The following is a 4006-nucleotide window of genomic DNA, read 5'->3' as shown; positions in this document are numbered from 1 at the left end:
GGTTGATGAAGTACTGCCTGAACAACCCATGCGTCAGTGGGTGTTGAGCTTCCCGTTTCAGCTGCGTTTCCTGTTTGCCAGCCGGCCCGAGATCATGGGGTGGGTGCTGGGCATCGTTTACCGCGTCATTGCCACGCACCTGGTCAAGAAAGCGGGCCATACCCACCAAGTGGCCAAGACGGGCGCGGTCACCCTGATCCAGCGTTTTGGATCGGCGCTCAATCTGAATGTTCACTTCCACATGCTGTTTCTCGACGGTGTGTATGTCGAGCAATCCCACGGCTCAGCGCGTTTCCGCTGGGTCAAGGCGCCGACCAGCCCAGAGCTCACCCAGCTGACGCACACCATCGCCCACCGGGTGGGTCGCTATCTGGAACGGCAAGGCCTGCTGGAACGGGATGTCGAAAACAGCTATCTGGCCTCGGATGCGGTGGATGACGACCCGATGACACCCCTGCTGGGGCACTCGATCACTTACCGTATCGCTGTCGGTTCACAGGCGGGGCGAAAGGTGTTCACTTTGCAAACTCTGCCGACCAGTGGTGATCCGTTCGGTGACGGGATTGGCAAGGTAGCCGGGTCCAGCCTGCACGCCGGCGTGGCGGCCAGGGCCGATGAACGCAAGAAGCTCGAACGGCTGTGCCGGTACATCAGCCGCCCGGCGGTATCCGAGAAGCGGCTGTCGTTAACACGAGGCGGCAACGTGCGCTACCAGCTCAAGACGCCGTACCGGGACGGCACCACGCACGTCATTTTCGAACCATTGGATTTCATTGCAAGGCTGGCCGCCCTGGTACCGAAGCCCAGAGTCAACCTAACCCGCTTCCACGGGGTGTTCGCACCCAACAGTCGGCACCGGGCGTTGGTCACGCCGGCAAAACGGGGCAGGGGCAACAAGGTCAGGGTGGCTGATGAACCGGCAACACCAGCACAACGGCGAGCGTCGATGACATGGGCGCAACGGCTCAAGCGTGTTTTCAATATCGACATCGAGACCTGCAGCGGCTGCGGCGGCGCCATGAAAGTCATCGCCTGCATTGAAGACCCTATAGTGATCAAGCAGATCCTTGATCACCTGAAGCACAAAGCCGAAACCAGCGGGACCAGGGCGTTACCCGAAAGCCGGGCGCCACCGGCTGAGCTGCTCCTGGGTCTGTTTGACTGACGAGCCTGAAGGCCAACGATACCAATCAAAATGCTGCGTTCACAGCGCCGCGGCAGGGATCCGCCGTGCTGGTTGTCGGAAAAGGAGCCGCTAGTGGGAAAGAGGAGGGTAAATTTTCAGCGTTGCTGGCTCCCCGTCAGCCGGATTGGGTTGCATCGCAGGGGTGTCGAAAGAGTCAACTGCGGTCCAAAGCTGTTGGACTTGGGTGAAAAGGGCGTTTATTCTTCCTATACGTGCCGCGTTCCAGGCGGCGACTATGAGGGCTATGTCGATGCCCATGTGCGCCGGCTGGAGGCGCTACGCCGGGCCGGTATCGTCGAGCGGATCGACGCCGACCAATGGCGCATCCCCGATGATCTGGTCAGCCGTGCCGCCGCCCATGACGCCGGCCGAGACAGTCAGGCCAGCGTTCGCGTCCTTTCCCCGGTCGATCTGAACAAACAGATCGGATCGGACGGCGCGACCTGGCTGGACCGGCGGCTGATCCACGGCGAGACGGCCGACCTTGCGCCAACCGGCTTCGGGCAACAAGTCCGCGAAGCCATGGACCAGCGCCGCGAGCACCATATCGAACAGGGCGACGCCACCCGCAGCCGGGACAGCCGCGTCTTCTACCGGCGCAACCTTCTCGCCATCCTGCGGGAGCGCGAGGTAGCCGGCGTCGGATCGGATATGGCTTTGAGTAAGGGCCTGCCGTTCCGCGCCGCCACGGACGGCGAGAGCGTCAGCGGCAAGTTTACCGGAACCGTGCATCTATCGAGCGGCAAGTTCGCCGTGGTCGAGAAATCCCATGAGTTCACCCTTGTCCCGTGGCGGCCGATCATCGACCGCCAACTCGGCCGCGAGGTTATGGGCATCGTGCAGGGCGGGTCGGTGTCGTGGCAGTTAGGGCGGCAGAGGGGGCTTGAACTCTGATGGTTGCTATTGCGCATTGCGAAGCAAAAGATAATCGGATAAAATGTAGCAATTCATATTCGTAAGCGTGGAGTAATCAGATGGGAAATTCCAAGTCAGCAGACAAGTAAGCCGCAACAACCAGTATTGTTGTTGCGGCGCTCTGTAAGGCTAGTCTCATCTGATTGCTGACGAGCAGACGCCGCCCGGTATTTTTCTATTCGAGAGGTTGATTCGTCATGACCAACACACGCCCCGCGTGGGCCTACACCCTGCCGGCAGCTTTGCTGCTTATGGCACCCTTCGACATCCTCGCTTCGCTGGCGATGGATATTTATCTTCCAGTCGTTCCAGCGATGCCGGGCATCCTGAATACGACTCCATCCATAATCCAACTCACGCTGAGCCTCTACATGGTGATGCTCGGTGTGGGCCAGGTGATTTTTGGTCCGCTCTCAGACAGAATCGGGCGACGGCCAATTCTACTTGCGGGCGCAACGGCTTTCGTCATTGCGTCTCTGGGAGCAGCTTGGTCTTCAACTGCACCGGCCTTTGTCGCTTTCCGTCTACTTCAAGCAGTGGGCGCGTCGGCCATGCTGGTGGCGACGTTCGCGACGGTTCGCGACGTTTATGCCAACCGTCCTGAGGGTGTCGTCATCTACGGCCTTTTCAGTTCGATGCTGGCGTTCGTGCCTGCGCTCGGCCCTATCGCCGGAGCATTGATCGGCGAGTTCTTGGGATGGCAGGCGATATTCATTACTTTGGCTATACTGACGATGCTCGCACTCCTAAATGCGGGTTTCAGGTGGCACGAAACCCGCCCTCTGGATCAAGTCAAGACGCGCCGATCTGTCTTGCCGATCTTCGCGAGTCCGGCTTTTTGGGTTTACACTGTCGGCTTTAGCGCCGGTATGGGCACCTACTTCGTCTTCTTCTCGACGGCTCCCCGTGTGCTCATAGGCCAAGCGGAATATTCCGAGATCGGATTCAGCTTTGCCTTCGCCACTGTCGCGCTTGTAATGATCGTGACAACCCGTTTCGCGAAGTCCTTTGTCGCCAGATGGGGCATCGCAGGATGCGTGGCGCGTGGGATGGCGTTGCTTGTTTGCGGAGCGGTCCTGTTGGGGATCGGCGAACTTTACGGCTCGCCGTCATTCCTCACCTTCATCCTACCGATGTGGGTTGTCGCGGTCGGTATTGTCTTCACGGTGTCCGTTACCGCGAACGGCGCTTTGGCAGAGTTCGACGACATCGCGGGATCAGCGGTCGCGTTCTACTTCTGCGTTCAAAGCCTGATAGTCAGCATTGTCGGGACATTGGCGGTGGCACTTTTAAACGCTGACACAGCGTGGCCCGTGATCTGTTACGCCACGGCGATGGCGGTACTGGTTTCGTTGGGGCTGGTGCTCCTTCGGCTCCGTGGGGCTGCCACCGAGAAGTCGCCAGTCGTCTAACCGACGACTGGTAGCAGGCCCGCTCCGATGCGGCGCACTAACCATCGAAACCTCGTGAATGTCGGTATCCTGTCTGGCAGGATACCGCTCATTTCCCTTGTTCAGTTCATCGCCGTCGCCGAGCATCTGAATTTTCGGCATGCGGCCAAGGCACTTGGTATCAGCCAGTCGAGCGTCAGCGCGCGTGTGAAAGCGCTGGAGGATAACCTTGGTGTCCTGCTATTTGAGCGCCATGCGCGGGGCGTTCGGCTAACAGACGCAGGCAGGCACTTCATGGAGCGTGTCACGGCGGGTGTCGATCAACTCGATCACGCAGTGAAGACCGCGGAGTGACGGGCACTGGCTGGCAATGTCTAGCAACGGCAGGCATTTCGGCTGAGGGTAAAAGAACTTTCCGCTAAGCGATAGACTGTATGTAAACACAGTATTGCAAGGACGCGGAACATGCCTCATGTGGCGGCCAGGACGGCCAGCCGGGATCGGGATACTGGTC

Annotated in this window: 4 protein-coding genes; all 4 read left to right on the top strand. The window is 59.6% G+C overall.

Annotated features, from left to right (window positions below; genetic code table 11):
- Positions 1-1165 (top strand): IS91-like element ISVsa3 family transposase (locus R8N46_RS24180; protein ID WP_000320694.1); only part of this gene is annotated, 1165 nt, incomplete at its 5' end.
- Positions 1166-1195: 30 nt separating this feature from the next.
- Positions 1196-2080 carry a DUF3363 domain-containing protein gene (locus R8N46_RS24175; protein WP_276434679.1) on the top strand — a complete coding sequence of 295 codons (885 nt, stop codon included), beginning with the start codon at positions 1196-1198 and terminating at the stop codon, positions 2078-2080.
- A gap of 218 nt (positions 2081-2298) precedes the next feature.
- On the top strand, positions 2299-3513 hold the full coding sequence (gene floR / locus R8N46_RS24170; RefSeq protein ID WP_276434680.1) for a chloramphenicol/florfenicol efflux MFS transporter FloR: 1215 nt from the start codon (positions 2299-2301) through the stop codon (positions 3511-3513).
- Between the two features lie 27 nt (positions 3514-3540).
- The gene (locus R8N46_RS24165; RefSeq protein WP_001255015.1) at positions 3541-3846 is read left to right on the top strand and encodes a LysR family transcriptional regulator; all 306 of its coding nucleotides are present in this window, start codon (positions 3541-3543) and stop codon (positions 3844-3846) included.
- Positions 3847-4006: the final 160 nt, after the last annotated feature.

The organism is Vibrio sp. 1874, from assembly GCF_033344395.1.
Classification (GTDB): Bacteria; Pseudomonadota; Gammaproteobacteria; order Enterobacterales; family Vibrionaceae; genus Vibrio; species Vibrio alginolyticus.
The sequence above is the reverse complement of the archived record's forward strand: the minus strand, read 5'-3'. Positions and strand labels throughout refer to the sequence as shown.

Excerpts from the sequence above, each read along its gene's own strand:
- R8N46_RS24175 (WP_276434679.1), top strand. The coding sequence starts at position 1,196 with ATGCTGCGTTCACAGCGCCGCGGCAGGGATCCGCCGTGCTGGTTGTCG.
- floR (WP_276434680.1), top strand. The coding sequence starts at position 2,299 with ATGACCAACACACGCCCCGCGTGGGCCTACACCCTGCCGGCAGCTTTG.
- R8N46_RS24165 (WP_001255015.1), top strand. The coding sequence starts at position 3,541 with ATGCGGCGCACTAACCATCGAAACCTCGTGAATGTCGGTATCCTGTCT.